Origin of the sequence: Pseudonocardia sp. CA-142604, from assembly GCF_050948475.1 — a bacterium.
Classification (GTDB): Bacteria; Actinomycetota; Actinomycetes; order Mycobacteriales; family Pseudonocardiaceae; genus Pseudonocardia; species Pseudonocardia alaniniphila.
Genome location: NZ_CP192045.1, coordinates 951237 through 973134, shown reverse-complemented (window position 1 = coordinate 973134; position 21898 = coordinate 951237). Strand labels below are relative to the sequence as shown.

24 protein-coding genes are annotated in these 21898 nt (G+C 70.0%); 16 read left to right on the top strand and 8 right to left on the bottom strand.

The features are described 5' to 3' along the window. Window positions 1-48: 48 nt before the first annotated feature. The 12 genes from ACQPZQ_RS04640 to ACQPZQ_RS04585 all read left to right on the top strand — a co-directional run bounded on the left by ACQPZQ_RS04640 (window position 49) and on the right by ACQPZQ_RS04585 (window position 10710). Entirely contained in the window at window positions 49-2322 is a 2274-nt protein-coding gene (locus ACQPZQ_RS04640) for a molybdopterin cofactor-binding domain-containing protein (protein ID WP_433292371.1), read from the top strand. 11 nt (window positions 2323-2333) lie between these two features. Continuing rightward, window positions 2334-2789, top strand: coding sequence for a (2Fe-2S)-binding protein (locus ACQPZQ_RS04635; protein WP_241038725.1), 456 nt, complete (start codon window positions 2334-2336; stop codon window positions 2787-2789). A gap of 91 nt (window positions 2790-2880) precedes the next feature. Continuing rightward, a complete protein-coding gene (locus ACQPZQ_RS04630) occupies window positions 2881-3123 on the top strand; it encodes a hypothetical protein (protein WP_433292369.1) in 243 nt (80 codons plus the stop codon). Window positions 3124-3127: 4 nt separating this feature from the next. After that, the gene (locus tag ACQPZQ_RS04625; protein ID WP_433292367.1) at window positions 3128-3820 is read left to right on the top strand and encodes an alpha/beta fold hydrolase; all 693 of its coding nucleotides are present in this window, start codon (window positions 3128-3130) and stop codon (window positions 3818-3820) included. A gap of 18 nt (window positions 3821-3838) precedes the next feature. Next, the gene (locus tag ACQPZQ_RS04620; RefSeq protein ID WP_433292365.1) at window positions 3839-4315 is read left to right on the top strand and encodes an OsmC family protein; all 477 of its coding nucleotides are present in this window, start codon (window positions 3839-3841) and stop codon (window positions 4313-4315) included. Next, complete coding sequence (locus ACQPZQ_RS04615; protein WP_433292363.1) at window positions 4315-4716, top strand: hypothetical protein; 402 nt, start codon at window positions 4315-4317, stop codon at window positions 4714-4716. Before ACQPZQ_RS04620 ends, ACQPZQ_RS04615 begins: the two co-directional genes overlap by 1 nt. Before the next feature lie 55 nt (window positions 4717-4771). Then, a complete protein-coding gene (locus ACQPZQ_RS04610; protein ID WP_433292361.1) occupies window positions 4772-5173 on the top strand; it encodes a DUF4180 domain-containing protein in 402 nt (133 codons plus the stop codon). A 554-nt stretch (window positions 5174-5727) separates the two neighbouring features. Further along, complete coding sequence (locus tag ACQPZQ_RS04605) at window positions 5728-6771, top strand: ABC transporter substrate-binding protein (protein WP_433292359.1); 1044 nt, start codon at window positions 5728-5730, stop codon at window positions 6769-6771. An 8-nt stretch (window positions 6772-6779) separates the two neighbouring features. Continuing rightward, window positions 6780-7520 carry an ABC transporter ATP-binding protein gene (locus tag ACQPZQ_RS04600; protein WP_433292357.1) on the top strand — a complete coding sequence of 247 codons (741 nt, stop codon included), beginning with the start codon at window positions 6780-6782 and terminating at the stop codon, window positions 7518-7520. Between the two features lie 73 nt (window positions 7521-7593). Beyond that, the gene (locus tag ACQPZQ_RS04595) at window positions 7594-8460 is read left to right on the top strand and encodes an ABC transporter permease (RefSeq protein WP_433292355.1); all 867 of its coding nucleotides are present in this window, start codon (window positions 7594-7596) and stop codon (window positions 8458-8460) included. A gap of 14 nt (window positions 8461-8474) precedes the next feature. Then, entirely contained in the window at window positions 8475-9680 is a 1206-nt protein-coding gene (locus tag ACQPZQ_RS04590; RefSeq protein ID WP_433292353.1) for an amidase, read from the top strand. Window positions 9681-9711: 31 nt separating this feature from the next. Next, window positions 9712-10710, top strand: a complete 999-nt coding sequence (locus tag ACQPZQ_RS04585; protein ID WP_433292351.1) for an acetamidase/formamidase family protein — start codon at window positions 9712-9714, stop codon at window positions 10708-10710. Window positions 10711-10719: 9 nt separating this feature from the next. Here the strand turns inward: ACQPZQ_RS04585 and ACQPZQ_RS04580 are convergent, their stop codons facing one another. Continuing rightward, window positions 10720-11517 carry a putative protein N(5)-glutamine methyltransferase gene (locus tag ACQPZQ_RS04580; protein ID WP_433292349.1) on the bottom strand — a complete coding sequence of 266 codons (798 nt, stop codon included), beginning with the start codon at window positions 11515-11517 and terminating at the stop codon, window positions 10720-10722. Window positions 11518-11737: 220 nt separating this feature from the next. On the opposite strand from ACQPZQ_RS04580, the gene ACQPZQ_RS04575 reads away from it, so the two are divergent. Then, window positions 11738-12220 (top strand): nuclear transport factor 2 family protein, encoded by a 483-nt coding sequence (locus tag ACQPZQ_RS04575; RefSeq protein ID WP_433299012.1) that lies wholly within the window; start codon window positions 11738-11740, stop codon window positions 12218-12220. A gap of 20 nt (window positions 12221-12240) precedes the next feature. Here the strand turns inward: ACQPZQ_RS04575 and ACQPZQ_RS04570 are convergent, their stop codons facing one another. Then, window positions 12241-12942 (bottom strand): alpha/beta hydrolase, encoded by a 702-nt coding sequence (locus ACQPZQ_RS04570; protein WP_433292347.1) that lies wholly within the window; start codon window positions 12940-12942, stop codon window positions 12241-12243. Between the two features lie 78 nt (window positions 12943-13020). Here ACQPZQ_RS04570 and ACQPZQ_RS04565 point away from each other — a divergent pair, with 78 nt between their 5' ends. Beyond that, window positions 13021-13659, top strand: coding sequence for a TetR/AcrR family transcriptional regulator (locus tag ACQPZQ_RS04565; protein WP_433292345.1), 639 nt, complete (start codon window positions 13021-13023; stop codon window positions 13657-13659). Here ACQPZQ_RS04565 and ACQPZQ_RS04560 read toward each other — a convergent pair whose 3' ends face one another. Continuing rightward, window positions 13660-15174 carry an FAD-binding protein gene (locus ACQPZQ_RS04560; protein WP_433292343.1) on the bottom strand — a complete coding sequence of 505 codons (1515 nt, stop codon included), beginning with the start codon at window positions 15172-15174 and terminating at the stop codon, window positions 13660-13662. A 100-nt stretch (window positions 15175-15274) separates the two neighbouring features. On the opposite strand from ACQPZQ_RS04560, the gene ACQPZQ_RS04555 reads away from it, so the two are divergent. Both ACQPZQ_RS04555 and ACQPZQ_RS04550 read left to right on the top strand, forming a co-directional pair. Beyond that, window positions 15275-17236 (top strand): S9 family peptidase, encoded by a 1962-nt coding sequence (locus ACQPZQ_RS04555; protein WP_433292341.1) that lies wholly within the window; start codon window positions 15275-15277, stop codon window positions 17234-17236. 108 nt (window positions 17237-17344) lie between these two features. After that, on the top strand, window positions 17345-18853 hold the full coding sequence (locus ACQPZQ_RS04550; RefSeq protein WP_433292339.1) for a GMC family oxidoreductase: 1509 nt from the start codon (window positions 17345-17347) through the stop codon (window positions 18851-18853). 90 nt (window positions 18854-18943) lie between these two features. Here ACQPZQ_RS04550 and ACQPZQ_RS04545 read toward each other — a convergent pair whose 3' ends face one another. The 5 genes from ACQPZQ_RS04545 to ACQPZQ_RS04525 form a co-directional block, all read right to left on the bottom strand. Beyond that, entirely contained in the window at window positions 18944-19726 is a 783-nt protein-coding gene (locus ACQPZQ_RS04545) for a MerR family transcriptional regulator (protein ID WP_433292337.1), read from the bottom strand. 48 nt (window positions 19727-19774) lie between these two features. Beyond that, window positions 19775-20017: a helix-turn-helix domain-containing protein gene (locus ACQPZQ_RS04540; RefSeq protein WP_433292335.1), complete on the bottom strand. Its 243-nt coding sequence runs from the start codon at window positions 20015-20017 to the stop codon at window positions 19775-19777. After that, window positions 19962-20552 (bottom strand): class I SAM-dependent methyltransferase, encoded by a 591-nt coding sequence (locus ACQPZQ_RS04535; RefSeq protein WP_433292333.1) that lies wholly within the window; start codon window positions 20550-20552, stop codon window positions 19962-19964. The genes ACQPZQ_RS04540 and ACQPZQ_RS04535 overlap by 56 nt, the downstream gene beginning before the upstream one ends. A 62-nt stretch (window positions 20553-20614) precedes the next feature. Beyond that, window positions 20615-21250, bottom strand: a complete 636-nt coding sequence (locus tag ACQPZQ_RS04530; RefSeq protein WP_433292331.1) for an SAM-dependent methyltransferase — start codon at window positions 21248-21250, stop codon at window positions 20615-20617. Between the two features lie 128 nt (window positions 21251-21378). Next, window positions 21379-21894 carry a GNAT family N-acetyltransferase gene (locus ACQPZQ_RS04525; protein WP_433299010.1) on the bottom strand — a complete coding sequence of 172 codons (516 nt, stop codon included), beginning with the start codon at window positions 21892-21894 and terminating at the stop codon, window positions 21379-21381. Between the last annotated feature and the right edge of the window lie 4 nt (window positions 21895-21898).

The window sequence follows — 21898 nt, the reverse complement described above, 5'->3', positions numbered from 1 at the left end:
TCGACCCCCGACGAGGGGCACACCGTTGTGCCCTCAGGAGGAGCCCGGATGGCCAGTCCCACCACCGACGACCCGATGCGCGGCCGCCACCGCACCGTGCAGCCCAGCCTGCGCGACACCGTCTTCGGACGGCGAAAGTTCCTCGTCTACCTGGCAGCGGGATCGACGCTCACCGTCGCCGCGAAGCTCGGCATCGACACTTTCGCCCCGGGGTCGGCGTCCGCCGTACCGACGCCCAGCCTTCCGCAGCCTGCCGATCTGCAGGACCTCGGTGACGTCCTGATCCTCTCCGGCAAGCCCACCGAGGCGCTGCTGTTCACCGTCGAGATCACCGAGGACGGCCGGGTGCGCGCCGAGCTGCCCCGCATGGAGGTCGGCCAGGGCCTGACGACGGCCGTTGCGATGTTGGTGGCCGAGGAGCTCGACATCCCGTTGGACCAGGTGGACATGCCGCTGGCGCCTGCCCGGCCCGAGCTGTTGTTCAACCAGCTCACCGGGGGATCGAACTCGATCCGGTCGGTCTACGGCCCCGTGCGCGCGGCCGCTGCAGGGGCACGTGCCCGGCTGCAGGCGGCCGCCGCCGACCGGTGGGGCGTGCCCGCGGACGGCCTCCGCACCGAGAACGGCCGGGTCGTCGCCGCCGACGGCCGCAGCGCAGGCTATGGCGAGCTCACCCGCCTCGCCGCGACGCTCCCGATCGGCGAGTTGGTGGCCCGGCCCAAGCCTCCGTCGAAGTTCAAGCTCGTCGGCACGCCGCAGCCGCGGGTGGACGCCCGTGCCATGGTCACCGGCGCCTTCACGTACACGCTCGACCTGGACATCCCGGGTGCCACTCCCGCGATGGTCCGCCGGCCGCCGACGATCAACGGCACGGTCGACGAGGTGCACAACGAGGACGACGTGCGGGCGATGCCCGGCGTCCTCGACATCGCGGTGATCGAGACCGGCGTCGCGGTCGTCGCCGAGACGTTCGGGCAGGCCCTCGACGCGGTGACGGCGCTGGACGTCAGCTGGGGCTCCGGCACGGTCGACGACCTGTCGGACGAGGGCATCAGAGACGCGCTGCGCAAGACGACGCTGCCGCTGATCCCCCCGATCTCGCTGCCGAACCAGATGGACTTCGAGTTCGACTGGGCCCCGATCAGCCACGCACCGATGGAGACCAACTCTGCGGTTGCCGACGTCCGGGGCGGAAAGGCCGAGATCTGGGGCGGCATGAAGTCGCCGATCGTCGCCCAGCAACAGATCGCCAAGGAGCTCGGTCTCCTGCCCGGCAACGTCACCTGCCATGTGGTGCAGTCCGGCGGGTCGTTCGGGCGCAGGCTGTTCTGGGACGGCCCGCTGGAGGCGGCGCGGATCTCGAAGGCCACCGGCCGGGTCATCAAGCTCATGTGGTCGCGCACCGACGACATGCGCCACGGCCGCGCCAGACCGGCCGCCCACCACCGCTTCCGGGCCACCCTCGGACCCGACACGGTGTTGCGGCTCGAACACCACACCGCGTTCGTCGAGACCGACTGGACGCACGGCCTCGGCGAGATCCTCTCCGCGACAGCGGCGGAGCTTCCGGGCGGCAACTTCGGCTTCGCGCAGTCCGTCTTCCTGCTCACCGTGAAGAGCCCCTACAACTTCGGGGCCGTGGAGCAGGTGCTCACCGAGGCACCCATCAAGATGCACACCGGCGCGTGGCGCTCGGTGTACTCGGTGAGCTCGCGGTGCGGCGAGGAGATCGTCGTGGACGCCGTAGCGGAGAGGCTCGGCAAGGACCCTTACGAGTTCCGTCGCGCGTTCCTCAAGAGCGACGCACAGCGGGCGGTGCTCGACAAGGTCGCCGAGGAGGGCGACTGGGGCCGCTCCATGGACGACGGCTTCGCCCAGGGCATCGCGTTCCACGAGGAGTACCGCTCGCGCACCGCGTGCCTGGTGGAGATCGACGGTCGCGACCCGCACGCCCCGCGCGTGACGAAGGCAGTGATCGCAGGCGACTACGGGCTCCCGATCAACCCGCGAGGGCTCAAGGCGCAACTGCTGAGCGGCCTCACGGACGCGATCTCGGTGACGTTGCAGGCAGGCCTGCACATCGACAAGGGACTGCCGCTGGAGGGGAGCTACTCGCAGTTCCACTACGCGCGCCAGGCGAACTCCCCCACCGACGTGCAGATCTTCATCCTGCCCGGCGAGGGCGAACCGGGCGGGGCGGGTGAGCTGGGCGTCCCCGCCGCGGCCGGCGCGATCGCCAACGCCTACGCCCGCGCCACGGGCATCGCCCCGCGCAGCTTTCCGATCAACTTCCCGGTCGACTTCGAGCCGTTCCCCCGCTAGGAGGCCCCGCCATGCCGAGCTACAGCTTCACGGTCAACGGTCGCGAGGTGACCGTCGACGCCCCCGCCGACCTGCCCGCACTCTGGGCCCTGCGTGACAAGCTGGGGATCACCGGGCCGAAGTACGGGTGCGGGATCGACGTCTGCAAGGCCTGCACCTCCCATTTGGACGGGGAGGCGTTCAACCCGTGCGTCACCCCGGTGTCGGACGTCGAGGGCCGCGAGATCACCACGATCGAAGGGCTCGCCGACGGCGATCAGCTGCATCCGGTGCAGGAGGCCTGGCTCGAGCAGGACGTCGCCCAGTGCGGCTACTGCCAGCCGGGGCAGATCATGGCCGCGGTGGCCCTGCTCAACCGCACCAGCGACCCGACGGACGAGGAGATCGACGAGATCGAGAACGTCTGCCGGTGCGGCACCTACTTCCGCATCCGCGAGGCGATCAAGAGCGCCGCAGCGAAGATGTGACCGGCCCGCCCGGCGAATTGATCGTGCGGGATGGAGCGCGCCCGCATAGGCTCCCGGCCGGACAGACCGGCTCAGATCGGAGGTGAGCCCGATGTGGGCGTTCTTCTCGGCGCGATTGCGGATGTGGCTGATCCTGGCGGTCGCGGCACCGCTGCTGGGCTGGCTGCTCGGGCGTATCGGCGACCTCATCGAGGCGCGGCGCGGCCCGAACACCGTGAGCCGGGTGCTGAAGACCGGCCGGGAGTTCCTGGGCCGCCGTTCCCGCGGCCCGCTCGCTCCGCGGCGGGCGGCCGACCCGATCGGCGTTCGTGACGCCGGCGTCCCGAAGCGCTGATCACGTGACCCGATACGTACTGGTACACGGCGCGTGGGGTGGCTCGTACGGCTTCCGGTTCGTCCGGCGGCTGCTCCACGCCGACGGCCACGAGGTCTTCACGCCCTCTCTCACCGGCATCGGCGAGCGGTCGCACCTGACCGGACCGCACGTCGATCTGTCGACGCACGTGCTCGACCTCGTCAACGTGGTGCGCTACGAGGACCTCGACGACATCGTGCTGCTCGGCTACTCCTACGGCGGCATGGTCGTCACGGGGGCGCTCGACCACATCGGCACCAGGGTGCGCGAGCTCGTCTACCTCGACGCGTTCGTGCCCGCCGACGGCGACAGCCTGGCCACGCTGACCGGTGGGGGCTTCGGCAATCCCGCGTCGGACATCGGGGCTCCCTGGCTCGTGCCGCCGCCGAAGCGGGAGTACGACGACCCGGTGGCTGCGGAGTGGTCGAACCTGCGCCGCACCCCACAGCCGGTGGGCACGCTCACCGAACCGGTCCGGCTCTCGACCCCGCTGGAGGACCAGCCGTTCGGCCGCACGTACATCCGGGCGACCGTGGATCCCGGGGCCGTCTTCGAGACGCCGGCACGGCGCGCGAAGGAGAGCCCGGCCTGGCGCTACCACGAGATCGCGACAAACCACATGATCCCCGAGAACCGCCCCGCCGAGCTCGCCGCGCTGCTGCGGGAGCTCGCGTGAGCCGACTACGGTCGGATCATGGCTGAGGACTCCGTGCACCGGTACCAGGCAACGTGCTCGTGGTCCGGCTCCACCGCCGACGGTTACGAGCACTACGGGCGGGCGCATCAGGGCACGGCCCCGCCTGCCGCCCCCGAGCTCACGCTGTCGTCCGACCCGGCGTTCCGCGGCGACCCCACGCACCTCAACCCGGAGCAGCTCGTGGTGCTGGCCGCCGCATCCTGCCAGCTGCTGTCCTTCCTCGCGGTGGCCGCGCGGGCACGGCTGGACGTGCGTGACTACCACGACGAGGCCACGGCCACGATGCCCGAGGCCGACCGCCCGATCCGGCTCGCCGAGATCGTGCTGCGGCCGCGGATCCAGCTCGCCGCGGGTCCGACCGAGGACCGCGTCCGGCACCTCGTGGACGTCGCGCATCGCGAGTGCTTCATCGCCAACAGCCTCGCCACCCCCGTGCGCGTGGAGCCGGTGATCGAGTTCGTGGACGTCGGTTGATGCGCGCTGCAGGGATCACCGTCCTGCTCGCCGCCGCCACGTTCGGGCTGTGGTGGGCGGTGTTCCCGGCCGACTGGAGCGTGGTGCCCACCCGCGACCCGAACACCCTCGCCTCACCGGTGCGCACGGGGCACTGGGTCGCGGCAGGAGCCGGGCTCGCTGTCCTGGCAGGCGCCGCCGGATACGTGCGCGGGGTGCTGGTGGCGCTGGCGGGCATCGCCGTGCCGGCGTTCGTGCTGTTCTGCGTCTACAGCGCGAGCGCCGAGGTCGTCGGCGCCAACCTCTGGGCCGTCGGCGCCCTGTTCCTCGCCCCTCCCCTCGTCGCGGGTGTGGCGGCCGCGGCCGCGCTCGGCGCACTGGTTCGCCGGCGTCGGATCCGCCCGCCTACCACGACGGTCTGACCGAGGCACCGGAAATTCACGAGCCACGGTCCCTCGCATCGCCGAGACTGTGCGCATGAGCGCTGGGCATGTGGCCGACACCGTGACGAACATCCGCGGCACGCACGTACTCGCCTGCGCTCCCGGCGGACCCAAGCTCCGCACCAGCGGCGACGCCGTCGAGGTGATCGGCGAGGCGCTGTACCAGCGGGCCGACCTCGTCGTCGTCCCGGTCGAACGGCTCGACCCCGGGTTCTTCATGCTCTCCACCGGCATCGCGGGCGAGATCGTCCAGAAGTTCGTCAACTACCGGCTGCGCCTCGCGGTGCTCGGAGACCTGTCCGGGTACCTGGCCGGGAGCGCGTCGCTGCGTGCGTTCGTGGTGGAGTGCAACCGCGGGCGTCACCTGTGGTTCGTGGCCGACGACGCCGAGCTGGGCGATCGGCTCACCAGGAAGAGCCCTGCCAAGGCGGAGTGAACGGCGAAAGGCTCCCCGCTGACACAGCTCCCGCGGCGATGACGGAATCGCCCGCGCCGATCACAGCCGACATTCCACCCGGGTTTCGAGAGTTGCGATGGTCACACCGGCCATAGCCGGCCCAGATCCGGCGGCTCGCGCCGGACCGGACCGGAGCGGTGTGGCGCCGGGCCCATATGAAGGCTCGGGGCAAGGCAAAGCGAGAGCGGCAGAGAAATCCCCGGCCGAATCCCCGATGCTCCCGCCGTTCGACCTCCATCGCCCCATGACCGCTGATCCTGAGCGCGATCCGAGCCTCTACCCGTCCGATGAACCGCAGGGACGGGCGATACGAAAAAGATCCGGACCGTCGCGATGGCCACCCTCTCAGCGATTCTCGATTCAATTCTTGGACAAGCCAGAAGTGTCACCATAAGACATCCCCTGAAACTCGGCAGTCACATGAGTTTAACTCGACTTCCGTTGCCGCGTATCAAAGGATCGGATCCGGCGGGCCGTCCGCCGGATCTGGTTCTCGTTTTCTGGCTGGGGGATTCGTGTCCGTTAGGTGGAGAATGCTCGACCATGCGCCCCGCAGCGCTCTCCGCCGACCGTGGCCGGTGGCGCTCGCGCTCGTCTCGGCGCTGGCGCTGGCCGCGTGCGGTTCAGGCGGGACGCCGGCCGCCACCTCGTCGAACGGCACCACCACCGTGAACCTGTCCGAAGCGGTGCACAACCTCGGGTACATCGACCTCTACGTCGCCCAGCACGAGGGCTACTTCACGCAGCAGGGCATCACCCTGAACCTCTCGGCGGCGGGCGGCGACTCACAGGCGTTCGCGGCGGTGCTGGGTGGCTCGGCGCAGTTCGCGCTCGGCGACGCGACGCTCGCGGAGATCTCCCGTGAGAAGGGAGGAGACGGGCTCGTACTCGCCGAACTGGTGTCGCGTGCCCAGTACTTCGCGGTCTCGAAGAAGATCAGCACACCGTTCACGGATCCCAAACAGTTCGCAGGGCTGACCTTCGTGACGTCACCGCCGCCGAACACCAACCACAGCGTGCTCACCAACAGCATCGTGCAGGCGGGGCTGGACCCCACCAAGGACGTGCACATCACCACGGTGTCGCCCGGCACCGAGATCGGACCGGTGCTGGCCGGCCAGGCGGACGTGGCGGTCGCCTACGAGCCCAACGTCGACATGGCCGTCGTGCAGGACGGCGCCCACGTCCTCTACAGCTGGGCCGACGCGATCGGCGAGTTCACCAACACGGGCCTGCAGGCCAGGGAGAGCTACGTGCGGGCCCACCCCGACGTCGCCCAGAAGATCGTCACCGCGCTGGAGATGGGCGCGCAGCACGTCTACCAGGACCCGGACGACGCCAAGGCGGTTGCGCGCACGGAGTTCCCGAACCTGCCGCCCCAGGTGGTGGACGCGGCCATCCAGCGGCAGATCGACAACCACATCCCGGCCGAGAGCACCGTGGTCTCCCAGCAGGGCTGGTCCACGCTGATGAACCTGGGCCGCCAGCTCGGCAACTGCAGCTGCAACGTGCCGTTCGACCAGATCATCGACAACACCTTCGCCCAGCACGCCAGTGCCACCGTGCAGGGGCAGTGAGCGCCACCATGACCACCACCGTGGCGCTGAACGACGTGACCGTCCGGTTCGGTGACTACACCGCGGTCGAGGGCGTCTCCTTCGAGGTGCCCGCGGGCACGTTCGTATCGATCGTCGGGCCGAGCGGGTGCGGAAAATCCACGCTCCTCAACCTGGTCGCGGGCCTGGGCGAGCCCGCGAGCGGCTCCGTCCACAACGCAGTGCTCGCCGAGGGCCGGCGCATCGGATACATGTTCCAACGCGACCTGCTGCTGGACTGGCGCACGGTCACCCAGAACGTGGCACTCGGCCTGGAGGCGCAGGGCGCACCACGGCGTGAGGCCCGCGCGAGGGCAGGCGAGCTGCTGCCGACCTACGGCCTCGCGGGCTTCGAAGCCTTCTACCCGTGTCAGCTCTCCGGCGGGATGCGGCAGCGCGCGGCGTTCGCCCGGACGATGAGCATCGAGCCCGCCCTGCTTCTGCTCGACGAGCCGTTCTCGGCGCTGGACTACCAGACGAAGCTGAAGCTCGAGGCCGAGCTCCTCCTCGGGTTCCGGCGGTCCGGAGGCACGGCGGTCCTCGTCACCCACGACATCGACGAAGCCGTCGCGGTGTCGGACGTCGTGCTCGTCATGTCCGGGCGTCCCGGCCGGGTCGCCGCGGTCCACGAGGTCCCGTTCGCGGCCACGGGTCTCGCACCGGTCGAGGTGCGGGAGATCGACGGGTTCGGCCACCACGTGCGTGCGATCTGGCAGGAGATCGAGTCGTGATGTGCGAACTTACGCGCGAACCGATGTCACAGCGCCTGCGTGACGCGCCGGCCGAGCCCAGCGAGAGCCTGCGATGACCGCTGATCAGGAACTGTCCCGGGCGGCGGCACCCGAGCTCCCGGCGGCGCCGCGGCCGGCGGCCAGGCAGGATGCGGCCGGGCGGCGGCATCGATCGCTCTGGGTGGCGATCGTGCTCGACGTCGTGTTGCTGACGATCGGGTTGGTGTCCTGGCAGTTCGCGGTCGATGCCGGCTCGGTCAGCTCATTGCTGTACGGGAGCCCCGAGCTCATCTGGCAGACCGTCGTGCGCGGCCTCGGGTCGGGGGCGATGCTCCACGACGCCGCCACCACCGCGGTAGAGGCGTTGTGCGGGTTCGTGATCGGCAACGTGATCGGAGCGGCCGTGGGCGTGGGGCTGTGGTGCTCGCGGCTGGTGGAGCAGATGCTGCGGCCCGCCATCGCCCTGCTCGGGGCCACCCCGATCGCTGCGCTGGCGCCGATCGTCATCGTCTGGGCCGGCACCGGCGTGTCGTCGAAGGTGGTGATGTCGGCCGCGTCGGTCGTGGTGACGGCGCTCGTACTCGCCTTCGACGGGGCACGCGGCACCGACCCGCTGCAGATCAGGATGCTGCGGTCGATGCGGGCGCCCACCCGGCGGGTGTTCCGGCTACTGGTTCTGCCCTCGTCGCTCACGAACATCTGTGGCGGCCTGCGGCTGACGGCCGGACTCGCGTTGATCGGGGCGATCATCGGGGAGTTCATCTCCTCCGACTCCGGGCTGGGCCACGCGATCCTCATCGCCGGGAGCCTCTATGACGTGCCCACCGTGCTGGCGAACCTGATCGTCGTGGGGCTTCTCTCACTGGTGCTCCTGGCCGCGGTCGGGAGACTCGAGCGCGTGATCCTGCGCTGGCGCTTCCTCGCGATGGCAGGACGGTGAGGAGAGAGATGACGGTGAGCGATCAGCTCGAGCGGGTGCGCGACCTGGACCGGACGCTGCGCGCCTTCACGTGTGTCGGCACGTCCGCGGGCCCGTCGGACGAGCGGCCGGACGCCATCGTGCTGGGCGTCAAGGACCTGTTCGACGTGGCGGGCCTCCCGACCGGGCTCGGGACGACCGCCGTGCCCGCCCGGCAGGCCACGAGCACCGCCGCAGCGGTCACGGCACTGCAGAACTGGCGTGCTGTGGTGGTCGGCAAGACCGTGACCAGCGAGTTCGCGTACTTCGGCGCGAACGCCACGCGCAACCCGTGGAACACCGATTTCAGCCCGGGCGGTTCCTCCAGCGGGTCGGCCGCAGCGGTCGGAGCAGGACTCGTGCCCCTGGCGATCGGTACGCAGACCAACGGTTCGGTCGTCCGCCCCGCCGCGTACTGCGGCGTGGTCGGGTTCAAGCCCACCTACGGCGCGATCCCCACCGACGGGCTGTGGCTCTACGCCCCCAGTATCGACACGGTGGGGGTCTTCGCCCGCACGGTCGGGCTGGCGGGCACCGCAGCGGACGTCATGTCCGGGGGCGACCTGGGGTTCGCGACGGCCACGGCCCCGGAACCGTCGGAGCTGCGGATCGGCGTGGTCCACACGCAGGACTGGTCCGCGACCAGTACCGAGATGCGCGCGGTGCTGGAGGGGACGGCTCGGCAGCTGGCGGACGCCGGCGCTCGCGTCACCGAGTCGACCACCCCGCTCTGCGGCGACGAAGGGTTGTCGCTGCACCGCACGATCTCGGAGTTCGAGGGCGCGGCCGCAATCGGGCAACTCGGGATCGAACGAGTCGACCTCGTCGGCGAGAAGGTCCGCGAGATGCTCGACCATGCCGCCACGATCAGTGCCGACGCGTATCAGCAGGCGCAGGAGCGGCGCGCCGAGCTCGTCACCGAGATGGACGAGGCACTGTCCACCGTGGACTTCCTGCTCACCGTTCCTGCTTCCGGCACCGCCCCGTCCGCGGGCGACAACGGCGACCCGCGCTACTGCACCAGGTGGAGCCTCGCCGGCACGCCGGCGATCTGCCTGCCCGCGGCGCTGGGAGAGCACGGTCTGCCGCTGGGGGTTCAGCTCGTCGGCCGACGGGGCTCCGATGCCCGTCTGCTGAATTGCGCGCAGTCGGTGGAGGAGCTGCTGGCCTTCGCGCCGAACTACAAGCGCCTCGACCGCTAGTCGGCTCACGTCACGAACAGCACGGAGGACCATGGACGTCATCGAGTTCACACCGACCCCCGAGCAGTACGGCTGGAGCTTCGGCGGAACGGCCCCGATCCGGCGGGTCCGGCCCGGGTCGGTGCTGCAGCTGTGGTCCGATGACGCCTTCGCCGGCCGGCTGCGCGACACGAAGGACCGGGCGAGCGCGCTCCTGGACACCCGCTACACCAACCCGCAGACCGGCCCGTTCTTCGTCGAGGGCGCTGAGCCCGGCGACACCCTCGCGCTGCACTTCGTGTCGATCGAACCCGCCAGGGACTGGGGCGTGTCGACCACCCTCCCCCTGTTCGGAGGCCTGACCGGCACCACTCGCACCGCCACGCTGCAGGATCCGCTCCCTGAGCTGACGTGGGTGTACGAGATCGACTCCACCGCCCGCACCGTCACCTTCAACGCCAACGAGTCCGACCACCGGATCCCGCTCCCGCTGGAACCGATGCTGGGCACCGTCGGCGTGGCGCCGGAACGGGGCGAGGTGCGCTCCACGGCCGTGCCTGACACCTTCGGCGGCAACATGGACACCCCCGAGATGCGGGCCGGAGCCACCTGCTATCTCGGCGTGAACGTCGAGGGGGCGCTGTTCTCGATCGGCGACGGGCACGCCCGGCAGGGTGAGGGCGAGAGCTGCGGGGTCGCCGTGGAGACGGCGATGAACGTCACTATGATCGTCGACCTGATGAAGGGCGGAGCCCCGGCCTGGCCACGCATCGAGGACGACCGTCACCTCATGACGGTCGGCTCGGGACGGCCGCTGGACGACGCCTGGCGCGCCGCCCAGGTCGACATGATCGGCTGGTTGGGCGGCCTGCTCGGGATGAGCAAGATGGACGCCTACCAGCTGCTGACGCAGATCAGCGAGTCGCCGATCGCGAACATGGTCGACCCGAACTTCTCGGCCGTGGTCAAGGTCGCCAAGGATCTGCTGCCCTCGATGCGGGCCTACGGCGGGATGCACCAGCGCCTGCGGGAGCTCGCCGCCGGGCTCTGACCAGCGCCGTCAGTCGGGCAGCGTCCCGATCACCACGGTGGCGCTCAGCTCGTCCGAGGAGGCCACCCGCGCTCGGAGCCCGTGCCGGACGAACGCGTCGGCGGTGTGCGGCGCCTGCTGCTCGCTCGTCTCGATCAGCAGGTGGCCGCCCGGCGCCAGCCACCGCGGAGCCACGGCGACCACCCGGCGCTGCACGTCGAGGCCGTCCGGCCCGCCGTCGAGCGCCACCCTCGGCTCGTGGAGACGGGCCTCCGGCGGCATCAAGCCGATCGCGTCGGTGGGCACGTAGGGCGCGTTGGCCACCAGGACGTCGACGCGCCCGCGCAGCACCACGGGCAGCGGCTCGTCGAGATCGCCCTCGTAGACCAGACCGCCGACGGGGCCGAGGTTGCGGCGCGCGCACCGCACGGCCGCCGGGTCGACGTCGGCAGCGTGCACCTCGACGGGGATCGGTGCCGCAGCTATCGCGGCGCCCACCGCACCGGTGCCGCAGCACAGGTCGACGACCACGGCCCCGGGCCTCAGGAGAGCGACCGCCTCGTGGACGAGGAACTCCGTGCGGCGGCGGGGGACGAAGACCCCGGGATCCACGGCCACCCGCAGACCGCAGAACTCCGCCCAGCCGAGCACCTGCTCGAGCGGCAGGCCCGCGATACGCCGGTCCAGCATGACTGCGAGGTCGGACGGGGTGCGGGCCGCGGCGAGGAGCAAGCGCGCCTCGTCCTCGGCGAACACACACCCGGCAGCGCGGAGCCGGGTGACGATGTCGGACGCAGGTTCGGGGAGAGAAGGGGGTGAGATCGACATGGGAGCCTTTCGCGATACCCGCGGCGCCCCCCTCGGCGACCTCGGACAGGTCAGCCGCAGGGGCGCGAGGCGGGGAGTGCCCAGCCTGGACGAGCGGTGATGGGTCCCACCTCCTTCGGCGGTCATGTCGTGCTTGCTGCGTCAGCCTAAACAGCGGCCCATACCCCGACCAATCGGGTTCGAACCACGGCGTCGCCCACCTAGTGTCGGCACGGTGACCATGCCCTCATCCGGCACACCGGCCGATTCGGCTTCGAGCCACCGGGCCATCGAAAACCTCATCGCCACCTACGCAGAACTCGTCGACGACGGCGACTTCGCGGGTGTCGGCGACCTGTTCGCCGATGCCACCTTCATCGGGCGGAACGTGCCGGTCACCGGCCGGGACGCCATCGAGGCGATGCTCAGAGATTCGGTGATCCTCTACGAGGACAGCACTCCTCGCACCAAGCATCTCGTCACGAACATCATCGTGGAGGTCGACGAGGAGGCGGGCACGGCAGGCGCCCGGTCGTACGTCACCGCGCTGCAGGCGCTGCCCGACCTGCCCATGCAAGCCATCGTCAGCGGCCGCTACCACGACCGCTTCGAGCGTCGCGACGGGAGATGGCGCTTCGTGGAGCGGCGCGTGCACATTGACCTGGTCGGAGACGTGAGCTGCCACCTTCGCCGTACCGCGGCAGAGGCGATCACGCAGCGGTAGGACTCGGCGCGCGGCAGCCGTCAGGCCAGAGCGTTCGCCATCTCCTCGCGCAGGATCGCCGCCATCTCGGCCGGCCGGGACAAGAACGGTGAATGGCCGGCGTCGAGCCGCCATGCGCGATGGGCACGCCCGGCCATGAACTCCTGAGAGCCGACGGGAATGGCCGCGTCCCGCTCGCCGATGACGTAGCTGCTCGGGATCGTGTGCCAGGCGGCCTGCGTGATCGGTTGCACCAACGACGCATACGACTGGAGGAGCAGGGCGCCGTTCGCCCGCTCCGCGCTCTCGGCGTCGACGTCGTTGTAGAAGATCTCCTTGCCACGCACCACGTCGACATAGCCTTCCGTGTCGTGCACCCGCCACCATTCCTGCGGAACTCCGTTGCACGCACCGAGGATCGATTGCCCGATCTCCAACTGGAACGCGTTGATATAGATCAGTCGCCTGACGGCGTCGACGCCGGCCAGCGCCTCCGTGATGACGGCGCCGCCATAGGAAGCGCCTGCCACTATCACCGGACCATCGACGCGCTCCACCGCTGATCGCACGGTTCGGGCATCGGCGTACAGATCGCCGAGTTGCGACACGACGTTTCCACTCGACGACAGCCGGACATTGTGGACATCGATATCCGGCAACTCGCCGATCAGCGTCGTCCAGATGTCCGGGCCGTGCCATGCGCCGTGGACGAGAACGAGCGCAGGACTGTTCGAACGCGTCATCGTCTTCCTCACCGATAGCAGCACGACCGATCGGTCGCTCTAGGTAGAAAGTACGACCGGTCGTGTTATGGTGTCAACGTGCAGGCCTTTGATCCAATTCCGGCTGCGGGGCCGGTGCGGCGCACGCGATCGGACGGCGAACGCAGCCGCCAGGCGATCCTGGGGGCCGCGATGGGGCTGGCCACGATCGAGGGCCTCGACGGCCTGTCGATCGGCGGACTGGCAGCGCACATCGGGATGAGCAAGAGCGGCCTGTACGCACATTTCTCGTCCAAGGAAGAACTGCAGCTGGCCATCATCGCTGCAGCCGAAGAGGTTTTCGCCACCCACGTCGTACTGCCGGCCCGGAAACACCCGGACGCACTGGGCCAGTTGACCGCCCTGTGCGAGCAGTTCCTGTCCTATGTCGGCCAGAAAATCTTTCCTGGAGGCTGTTTCTTCGCCTCCGCCGGCGCCGAGTTCGACACGCATCCCGGCCCGGTCAGAGATGCGCTCGTGCGCTCCCAGTCCGCGTGGAACGACACCGTGACCGAGTTCGTCGAGCGAGCGCAGGAAGACGGCTCGATCAGCCGCGACGAAGACGCTCCTCAACTGGCGTTCGAGCTGAACGCGCTCCTGCACCTGGCGAACGACCTTTTCGTACTGCACCAGAACGATGTGGGCATCGACAGAGCCCGCCGGGCAATCGCGCGCAGGCTTCGAGTGGCGGGTTCGTGACTACCCGAAAGCGGCGTGCGAGGCCTTGAAGAAGTCGGTCGGGTCGTACTCCGCCTTCACCGCGCGCAATCTGGCCAGGCTGGACCCGTAGTAGGAGCTCGCGGAGCGGCCGGCCTCGATGTAGTTGACGTAGCCGCCGGCCGAGGCACCGGCCACGGCGCGATGCCCGGAGGTCAGGAAGTTCTGCGCCGCCCGGAGGGCCGCGGCAGACGGGTGCGCCGCCAGGCCGGAGTACCACTGGATCACGCCGAGCGCGGAGCGCCACGGCCAAGCGGCACCCCCTTGCGGCTGTTTCGCCGCCTGACCGCCCAGCGGGTCCAGGATCGCGGACGCGGGCACCTTCGCCCGCGCGGCAGCCTTCACCGCGGCGAGCAGCCGGGTGACCGTCGCCGCGTCCATGGGACCCCGCAGGACGTCGGAGCCGGCGAGGAATCCGGTTCGCGCGCTGGTGGTCCCGCCGCCCAGGTACGTGACCGCCTGCATGTGGGTCTTGACGGTGATCGAGCGGCTGGTCGCCTTCGACCCGACAAACGACTCCAGTTGCCCGGCCGCGGCCGCAGCCGAACCCGTGGTGGAGACACCGACAGCATGGATCGACAACGTTCCGCTGCTCTGGGCGTCGATGTGGAAGTTCGCCCAGGCCGTCGCCGGAGCCTCGTGGGCGAACCGCTGCCAGCCCCGCAGCGCCGCTGCCGCGGCCTCCTCCGGCCAGGTCAACGTGAAGAATCCGAGCTTGCTCGCGGGGATCGTGGCCAGCCGGAACGACGTGACGATGCCGAGGTTGCCGCCGCCTCCCCCGCGCAACGCCCAGTAGAGATCCGCGTCCTGCGTGGGGTCTGCGGTGTGGACGACCCCATCGGCGGTGACCACCTCCATCGACAGGATCCGATCGCTCGTCAGACCGTAGGTGCGGGTGTGCACTCCCATCCCGCCGCCGAGGGCCAGCCCGGCGACGCCGACGGTGGGACACGTCCCGGTCGGGAGGGATCTGCCGTGCTTGTCCAGCTGCGCGTGGACGTCGTACAGCTTCGCCCCGGCGCCGACGGTCACCACGTCGTCGGAGTAGCCGACGCTGCTCATCGGTCCGACGTCGACGACCAGCCCGTCCGCCACTGTGGAGGCGCCGACGTAGGAGTGCCCACCGCCCTTGGGGACGCAGACCAGTCCGTTCTGCCGGGCGAACAGGATCGACTCGCGCACATCGTCGATGGTTGCGGCCCGGACGACGGCGGCCGGCTGGATCGAGTCGAACTTCGGGTTGAACAGCTGGTGGGCGGCGGGATATCCGCTCTCACCGCGCAGGAAGAGCGTGCCGTCGAGACCGCTCCGCAACCCGTTCCAGTCGGGCGCGGCCGCGGCGGAGAGGGTCGGACGGGCCGAAGCGGGACTCGGTCCGGCTGCGACAGGGCTGGGCGGTACGGCCGTCGCGGATTCGTTGTCGACGCAGCTCGCGAGGGCGGCGAGAGCCAGCACCCCACCGGCTTTGAGAGCGGTGCGACGGTCGATTCTCGTCACGATCGACGGGCTCCTCCCGCATGGCTGCCCTTGGTCGCCGACGTAGCGGACGACCTACTGAGTGGCGATCCTGCTCCTGCGTGCCTGAAAGGATCAGTTGATGTTCGCCACACCGCCCCGAGCGGAACTGAGTGACGAGTTGGTGGTCGATGGCAGCACGCCGTCCACACCGGTGCTGTCCCCGAACGGCCGATGGGTCGCGTTCATTGTCACCCCTGTCGGGCAGGCGGACGAGCTGCCGGTCAGCTCATTGTGGATCGCACCGGCCGATGGGAGCGAGCCCGCGCGGCAGCTCGCCGGGGGCGCCGTGCAGGTCTCCTCGCCGCGATGGGCACCGGATTCACAGTGGATCTTCTTCCTGTCGGACCGGTCGGAACGCGGCACGGCACAACTGCAGCGAATCCGGCCTGCCGGTGGTGATGCCGAAGCCCTCACGGCCTGGAAGAGCGGAATCCACGATCACCGCCCGCTGGCCGAGCCCGACGTGATCGCCGTCATCGCACGCGACGAACCGACCGATGAGGACGAGCGGCGGGCCGAGCAACGCGACGACGCCGAGGTATGGGGTGAACGCGTGCGCTTCTCCCGGCTGCGGTTGCTCGACCTGCGGACCCGTGAGATCAGAACTCCGGAGGCGCTCGGCGACCGGCACGTCGTCGAGGTGGTGCAACGACCCGATGGTGGGCCGCTGGCCGTGCTCACCTGGTCCACGCCTGATCTGGACCCTGGCCTGCTGGAGACTGGACTCCACCTGCTCGCTGTCGACGGTGGGGCGGCCCGGGACCTCGGACCTGCGCAGGTGGAGGCATCGTCTCTTGTCTGGTGGCGCGCCGATGCAGGCTGGCACCTGGCGTACCTGGCGAAGACCCCACCCGGTCTGGTCGGTGGTGCCGCGGTGTTCGACGTCGCCGTGCCCACCAGCGGGAAGGCAAGCGAGCACCGCAACCTGACCGGCGGAATGAGCATCTGCCCGTCGCAGCTCGTCCAGATCGACTCCGGAGCGCCGCTCGCCCTGTTCGCCGACGGACTGGACACCGCGATTCACCGGCTCGACCCGGCCGATCCGCAGTTCGTGGAGATATCCCGCGTCCAGGGTTTCGCGAGGTTCCTGACCGCCAGTGGGCGCGGCGATGTCGTCGCCGCCGTGGTGAGCACGGCGTACGAGCCCCGGGACGTGCATGCCGGGTCGTCGCTGGGACCGCTGGTGCGGATCAGCGATACGAGACCCGAACTTCGGGATGTCCGGTGGGGCGTTCAGGAGCGGCTGTCCTACGCGGCATTCGACGGACTGGTGCTCGACGGCCTCCTGATCCTCCCCTCGGGAAAGTCTCGGCAGGACGGCCCATTTCCCCTCGTCACGCTGATCCACGGCGGCCCTTACGACCGGCACGCGGACCAGCTCCAGCTCGCCTGGGATCCCTCAGGGCAGTGGCTGGCGACGGCGGGGTACGCGGTGTTCCTGCCGAACCCGCGCGGCGGCCACGGACATGGTCATCAGTTCGCCGCATGCGTTGCGGGCGCGGTCGGCGTCGACGAGTGGACCGACGTTCTCACGGGGATCGACATGTTGGTCGCCGACGGCGTCGCCGACCCGGACCGGCTGGGCATCGGGGGCTGGAGCCACGGCGGTTTCATGGCCGCGTGGGCGGTCGGGCAGACCGATCGGTTCAAGGCCGCGTTCATGGGAGCGGGTATCAGCGACTGGGGAATGCTCGCCGCGACCGGCGAGTGGGGGCGGTTCGAGGCCGCGCTCGGCGGCAGCACCGGCTGGGAGGGAACCGGCCCCCACCATCACGACCGGCTGAGCCCGATCTCGTTCGCCTCGAAGATCCGCACACCGGTCTTGATCATGCATGGCAAGAACGACACGAATGTCCCGATCGCACAGGCGGAGTTCTTCCACCGCGCGCTTCGCCGGTTCGGCGTCGAGCACGAGTACGTCGTCTACCCGAGGGAGAACCACTCGATCCGTGAGCGCAACCACCAGCTCGACATACTCCGGCGTTCGCGCGAGTGGTTTGACCGATGGCTGACGAGAGGTCCGGACGTGCCGTCGAGTTGAGCTGACGGCGGACGAATCCGCAGGTGACCGGGTTCACCGAGCGGTCCGAATCCGATCGGCCCGGTGGCACGGTGGATCTCGTTCGGGGGTTCGGCCGGGGGAGGTCGGGTGGCGTTCGACTACATCATCGTGGGCGGCGGTACGGCAGGGTGCGTGCTCGCGTCGCGGTTGTCCGAGGACCGCGCCGCGCGGGTGCTCCTACTCGAGGCAGGTGCTCGTACCGGGCCACCGGCGATGGCTGATCCGGCGATGTGGTCGACGCTGAAGGGCACGGAGGTCGACTGGGCGTACGAGACCGTGCCGCAGCCGCGCCTCGGTGGTGTCGTGCTGCCGTGGCCGCGGGGCAAGGTGCTCGGTGGCTCCAGCGCGATCAACGCGTCGATGCACACGCGGGGCCACCGCGACAGCTACGACGCCTGGGCGACGGCCGGTGCCACCGGCTGGGACTACGCGTCGATGCTGCCGTTCCTCAAGCGGGCCGAGCACGCCGTCGAGGTCGGCGATCCCCGTGACCGCGGAGTGGACGGGCCGATGACGGTTGCCCTGGGCGAGGCCGAGGAGCCGTTGTGGGATGCGATGTTCGAGGCTGCGGTGGAGGCGGGACATCCCGTCTCCGAGGACCTCAACTCCGGTTCGGGCGCTGGAGTCGGCTGGAGCGAGTACACCGTGGTGAACGGCATGCGGCAGAGCGCCGCCGATGCCTACCTGACCCCGGCGCTGGACCGATCGAACCTGGACGTGGTCACGGGCGCGGACGTGCGGCGGCTGGTGTTGCACGGCGACCGGTGCCAGGGCGTCGAGTACATAGTGGACGGTGAGTCGCGTTCGGCCACGGCGGAGCGCGAGGTCGTCCTCGCGGCGGGCACGATCGCATCGCCACAGCTCCTGCTGCTCTCCGGGATCGGGCCCGCGGCGCAACTGCGCGACGCCGGGATCACGGTCGTCGCGGACCGGCCGGGGGTGGGAGAGAACCTGCACGAGCATCCGCAGTGCGGGGTGGCCTACCGCGCGCCGGGGCCCCTCCACGCGGCGCAGTTCGCGCGCCGTCCGCAGGTGCGGTTCCGCAGCGATCCTGCGGGACCCGTGGACCTGCAGATGATCTTCATGAGCTTCCCGGCAGGATCCCGGGGGATGCCGGGACAGGGCGATGGGTTCACGGTGGTGAGCGCGCTGATGACCCCGGTCAGCCGTGGTTCGCTCCGGTTGAACCCCGCGAACCCCGAGGGATCGCCGCTGATCGACCCGAACTACCTCGCCGACGAGCGGGACGTCGAACGCATGGTGGTCGGGCTGCAGCGGGCCCGGGAGGTGGGAGAGGCGAAGGCGCTCTCGGCGTGGCGTGACCACGAGCTGATGCCCGGCACTGCGGCGCAGGACGACGCGGCGCTGCGCGATGCGGTGCGCCAGAACACAGGCACCCTCTTCCACGCGGTCGGGACCTGCCGCATCGGCAACGACAGCGGGGCGGTCGTTGGCCCGGAGCTGCGGGTGCACGGCGTCGAGGGCCTGCGAATCGCCGACGCGTCGGTGATGCCGTCGATCGTCTCGACCAACACCTGCGCCACCGTGCTCGCCATCGCCGAACGAGCCGCCGCGCTGATCACAGGGAAGTGCTGATCCTCCGTCGGCTGGTCGACCGTGCACACCTGATGGCCTCCGTGCACACGTCATGACGTGTGCACGGAGGCTCGGAGGTGTGCGCGGTCGTCAGGAGGGGCAGGTCTCCCCCGCTGCCGACGGGTCCTGGTCGAAGAGCCCGGCGACCAGCGGTTCGGCGCCCCCGGGAGCGTGGGCAACCAGTTCGATGTGCGCGCCGGCGAATGTGAGCCGGAAGGAGAAGAACGGGCAGCATTGCTGCTCAGCCACGATGAGCTGCGCGAGTGCCGCGGCTCGCTCCGCCGGCAAACGCGCCGCGCGCCCTCCGTCGGGCAGCCGCTCGACCTCAGCGCCGTCGAGCAGCCGACGCCATTCCTCGATCCGATCGCCGTACGCACTCCCGTCCAGGGAGCAGGCAATCGGAGGGCGCTCGTGCTGCTCGGCCGTGGCCGGAATGGCGACCATCGCTCGGCGGCGCAGTAGAGGGACGTCGGTCGGGAGCGAACACGCCGGATCGCACGGTCCGTCGTTGGCCGGAAGCTCGCGCAGGTGCGTCAACGCGGCGGCGAGTCGACCACGGAAGGCGCGCAGGTCGTCGATCCTCTCGCCGGCCGCGGCCGACTGCGCAGTGATCAACAGCTGCAGCTCGTCACGGACGCTGCGGCATCTGCCTCCGTCCCACACGGTCAGCAGCTCGCGGATCTGGTCGAGCGGCAGGCCCAGGTGCTTGGCGGCGGTGATGAACTGCACCCGTTCCCGGTCGGAGTCGGTGTACTGCCGGTAGCCGGAAGCAGTCCGTGCTGCGGGCAGCAGTCCTTCCTTCTCGTAGAACCTCAGCGTCGTCGCCGGGACACCAGCGCATTCGGCGAGCTGGGATATCCGGTAAGTGCCCACCTGTCGACGGTAAGCCTTCCACTCGACTCGAAGGTCAAGCTCCATTCACTAGGCGCTGAAGCCGAGTGCCCTCATGTAGATCGCGAACGGCGGCTTGGCCGGGATCACGCGCCCGGCCTCGAAATCGAGGATGTCGTTTGCTGCGACGTCGGTGCGTCGCGCCAGCTCCGCAGCGCTGACGCCCTGCGTTTCCCGCGCTTCACGGAGGACCAGCCCCAGGTCTTCGGCGTCCTGCTCAGGCGTCGGGCCAGGCGCGCCCGCGACTGCACGTGATCCGTCCAGCGATGACATCTGTTCTCCTCCGCGTACCGGCGACAGCGGGCCTCACTGTGCCGTGAATCCCGGAGCCCGTGCGCGAATGAAATAGATGCCGGCGACGGGAGGCGCGCGTCGCGCGGCCGGCAGCTTTCAGCGGCGCGGTCCAGTCATCGCGAAGGTCCGCGGCGACGACACGACGATCACATCTGCTGGGCGTCTCACCGAGAATCTGCTGCTTTCGGGCAAGGACCTCGGCACGGTCGACCTCGAACCAGCGAAGACGGTGCGGAACGTCGAGCCGGAACGGACGCGTGTCCAGCCCCGCTCCGAGCACCACCACTTGGTCGAGGCGCCCCGACGTCGCAGCCAGGACGGCGTCGTCGAAAAAACGGACTCGTACCGGGATGTAGGAGTTCTCCTGCCCGGTCGCATCCTCACTGCGGGCCATCATGGTGAACCCGAGGTCACCGGCGAGGTCCGCCGCGAAGGGGTCGACGAACAGCGCATCCTCGCGCCGGGACTCCCGCGCCCGCGCCGCGGCGATCCAGTGAGCACTCGCCGCAACCACGATCGCGACAGTACTGCTGTCGATGCCTCGTGGAGGCGGGCCTCCGGTTCGGTCAGGCAGGCTCAGCCGGTTCGGCGGATCAGAAGGACGTGGTCGACGACCTCAGCGGTTTGTCCCCCGGGTCCGGTGGCCATCCGGCGGGGCGCGTCCGCGCGCTCGACGGTCCACTGTCCGGGGTCGAGGTCGAGGGCCTCCGCGATCTCCAGCGGGGACGGGAAGTGGGTGTCCGGGTCCTGGTTCCACGACCAAGGTGCGATCGAGCCGTGGTCGACGACCAGCAGCCGCCCGTCCGGGGACAGCGCATGTGCGGCGGTCCGCAGGACGCGCGTGCGGGGCAGTTCGAACGAGGTGTGCAGGTAGTGCGCCGACACGAGGTCGAACCGGCCGGAGGGAAAGCTCTCCGCCAGGTCGTGCCGCTCCGCGGTGATTCGCTCGGCGAGCCCGAGCGAATGCGCACGATCGGCCAGCCGGTCGATCGCGACGGCAGAGATGTCGACTGCCGTTACCCGCCAACCCCGGCGAGCGAGCCACAGCGTGTCACCGCCGGGACCGCAGCCCAGGTCGAGCGCCTCGCCCGGGGGCAGGTCAGCGGCGATCTCCGCCAGCCGGGCGTTCACCCCGGGTTCGACGGTCGGCACGTTTCCCTGGTAGTGCTCGTCCCAGAAGCGGGTGGGTTCGTCAGTGGCGGACGTGGACACGGGTGCTCCTCCTGTTGCGCTGGTAGAAGCAGCTTTCCCGCAGCCGCCCGAACTGGCACGAAACTTTCCAGGTTCAGCAAATCGCGGGCAGACGGTCGGATCCCTCTGCGGGCTCTTCGCCGCCTGCGTCAGCGGCGTTGTGGCGGCACCGTCGGTGGACCGAGCGCGACCCAGTACCGCCGGGCAGGCCCCAACTCGGTGTTGCGTATGCCCTCCAGAACTCCACCGTGGCGCTCGATGACCCGTGCCGACGCGGTGTTGCCGTCGGCGCAGACGATCAGGACCCGGTCGAGCCCGATCGCCCGGGCCGTCGCCAGTATCTGTCCCAGCGCCCAGGTCGCCAGCCCACGCCCCCTGGCCGATGGACGGATGCCGTAGCCGACCTGCCCCACGTCGAGCCCGCCATCATCCAGCCGGTGCCGCAGCGCGATGGCGCCGAGGAGGTCGTCACCCTCGACGATCCACCGGTACGTCGAGTCCCGCCTCCCCTGCAGGCGCCGCACCCAGCTCTCGAACCCGTCCGGCGTCTCGACTGTGTCCGAAGCGAGCAAGCCGAATCCGTCTTCGTGGGTTCCGGGGCCCCAGTCGTCGCGAGCTGCCCGCCATGCGTTGTACAGATGCGTCGTCGGCTCGACCAGTTCCATCACG

What these genes read in the sequence shown, in the direction of transcription:
- ACQPZQ_RS04640 (WP_433292371.1), top strand. Translation starts at nt 49, where the DNA reads ATGGCCAGTCCCACCACCGACGACCCGATGCGCGGCCGCCACCGCACC.
- ACQPZQ_RS04635 (WP_241038725.1), top strand. Translation starts at nt 2,334, where the DNA reads ATGCCGAGCTACAGCTTCACGGTCAACGGTCGCGAGGTGACCGTCGAC.
- ACQPZQ_RS04630 (WP_433292369.1), top strand. Translation starts at nt 2,881, where the DNA reads ATGTGGGCGTTCTTCTCGGCGCGATTGCGGATGTGGCTGATCCTGGCG.
- ACQPZQ_RS04620 (WP_433292365.1), top strand. Translation starts at nt 3,839, where the DNA reads ATGGCTGAGGACTCCGTGCACCGGTACCAGGCAACGTGCTCGTGGTCC.
- ACQPZQ_RS04615 (WP_433292363.1), top strand. Translation starts at nt 4,315, where the DNA reads ATGCGCGCTGCAGGGATCACCGTCCTGCTCGCCGCCGCCACGTTCGGG.
- ACQPZQ_RS04610 (WP_433292361.1), top strand. Translation starts at nt 4,772, where the DNA reads ATGAGCGCTGGGCATGTGGCCGACACCGTGACGAACATCCGCGGCACG.
- ACQPZQ_RS04605 (WP_433292359.1), top strand. Translation starts at nt 5,728, where the DNA reads ATGCTCGACCATGCGCCCCGCAGCGCTCTCCGCCGACCGTGGCCGGTG.
- ACQPZQ_RS04600 (WP_433292357.1), top strand. Translation starts at nt 6,780, where the DNA reads ATGACCACCACCGTGGCGCTGAACGACGTGACCGTCCGGTTCGGTGAC.
- ACQPZQ_RS04595 (WP_433292355.1), top strand. Translation starts at nt 7,594, where the DNA reads ATGACCGCTGATCAGGAACTGTCCCGGGCGGCGGCACCCGAGCTCCCG.
- ACQPZQ_RS04585 (WP_433292351.1), top strand. Translation starts at nt 9,712, where the DNA reads ATGGACGTCATCGAGTTCACACCGACCCCCGAGCAGTACGGCTGGAGC.
- ACQPZQ_RS04580 (WP_433292349.1), bottom strand. Translation starts at nt 11,517, where the DNA reads ATGTCGATCTCACCCCCTTCTCTCCCCGAACCTGCGTCCGACATCGTC.
- ACQPZQ_RS04575 (WP_433299012.1), top strand. Translation starts at nt 11,738, where the DNA reads ATGCCCTCATCCGGCACACCGGCCGATTCGGCTTCGAGCCACCGGGCC.
- ACQPZQ_RS04570 (WP_433292347.1), bottom strand. Translation starts at nt 12,942, where the DNA reads ATGACGCGTTCGAACAGTCCTGCGCTCGTTCTCGTCCACGGCGCATGG.
- ACQPZQ_RS04555 (WP_433292341.1), top strand. Translation starts at nt 15,275, where the DNA reads ATGTTCGCCACACCGCCCCGAGCGGAACTGAGTGACGAGTTGGTGGTC.
- ACQPZQ_RS04540 (WP_433292335.1), bottom strand. Translation starts at nt 20,017, where the DNA reads ATGTCATCGCTGGACGGATCACGTGCAGTCGCGGGCGCGCCTGGCCCG.
- ACQPZQ_RS04525 (WP_433299010.1), bottom strand. Translation starts at nt 21,894, where the DNA reads ATGGAACTGGTCGAGCCGACGACGCATCTGTACAACGCATGGCGGGCA.